The organism is Rhizobacter sp. P2_H2 (assembly GCF_056403375.1).
Genome location: NZ_JBFUFP010001476.1, coordinates 1 through 1,038, shown reverse-complemented (window position 1 = coordinate 1,038; position 1,038 = coordinate 1). Strand labels below are relative to the sequence as shown.

The 1,038-nt window shown below is 68.2% G+C and carries 2 protein-coding genes; both read right to left on the bottom strand.

Annotation, left to right across the window (positions count from 1 at the left end):
• Window positions 1-57: 57 nt before the first annotated feature.
• Complete coding sequence (locus AC1D15_RS34045) at window positions 58-603, bottom strand: ECF-type sigma factor (protein WP_477829548.1); 546 nt, start codon at window positions 601-603, stop codon at window positions 58-60.
• 150 nt (window positions 604-753) lie between these two features.
• The coding region (locus tag AC1D15_RS34040; protein ID WP_477829547.1) for an eCIS core domain-containing protein at window positions 754-1,038 on the bottom strand (285 nt) is incomplete at its 5' end.

Genomic DNA, 1,038 nt, shown 5'->3' with positions numbered 1-1,038 from the left:
CCTCGTCGAGCAGCAGCGAGACGCGGTTCACCTCGGCCGGCGTCAGGTCCTGGACATTCATGCCTCTTCCATCAGGTGCAGCAGGAAGGCGCGCGCCTTCTCCCACTCGCGCTCGACAGTGCGCGTGGAGGTGCCGCGCGCCTCGGCCACCTCTCGGATCGACAGCCCGGCGAAATAGCGCAGCTCGACGAGTTCGTGGAACTGCGGCGACAGGCGTTGCAGCACGTCGAGCGCGGCGCCCATCGCCATCAAACGCCTGTCGTCGATCGCCTCGGCCTCGATGCCGGTGGTCAAGGTGACCAGCAGGTCGCCGCTGCCGCGCTTGCGGGCCTGGCGCTCGCGCACGTGGTCGATCACGACGCTGCGCATCACGCGGGCCACGTAGCCGAAGAAGGCCGGGCGGTCGGAGGCCTTGAGGCGGCCCTCGCCGGACAGCTTCAGGAAGCTCTCGTGCACCAGCGAAGTCGTGTCCAGGTCGTCCAGCCCGCCGCTCTTGTAAAGCCGGCTGTGCGCCATGCGCTTCATGTCGGCGTAGACCAGCTCGAACAACCGGCTCGAAGCCTGCGGATCACCGGATTGCGCCGACCGAAGCAGATCGGTCATTTCCGTCATCGACGTGTCTCACTGCAAGGCGGAGCGGTCGAGTATGGGAAGGGGCCTGGGGAGCGTCAAAGTACAGATTGAGGATGAGGGCTCACCCGTTTGGGGGGCGTCTGTCGGATGCGTGCGCACAGCGGTCTGGCTCACCGCGAGCTACTGGGCGTCCTTCTCCAACCCCGCCGCCTGCAGCGCGCGCGCCCCCATCACGTCGGCCTCCTCCTCGAGCGACGCATCGTCGTTGACGCCCACGCCGGCCATCTGCATCGTCGGCTCGACCCGCCCCTGGCGCTGCTGCACCACGTGCCAGGCCTCGTGCGGCAGGTGCTGGTCCTGGCCGGGCGCGAGGTGGATGTCGTTGCCCTGCGCATAGGCCAGCGCGTTGAGCTGCGCCGGCTTGTCGGAGTTGCGGTGCACCTGCACGTCGGATACGTCCAGGCC

Bases quoted from the DNA above. Each gene is read 5' to 3' on its own strand.
- AC1D15_RS34045 (WP_477829548.1), bottom strand. From the start codon at position 603: ATGACCGATCTGCTTCGGTCGGCGCAATCCGGTGATCCGCAGGCTTCG.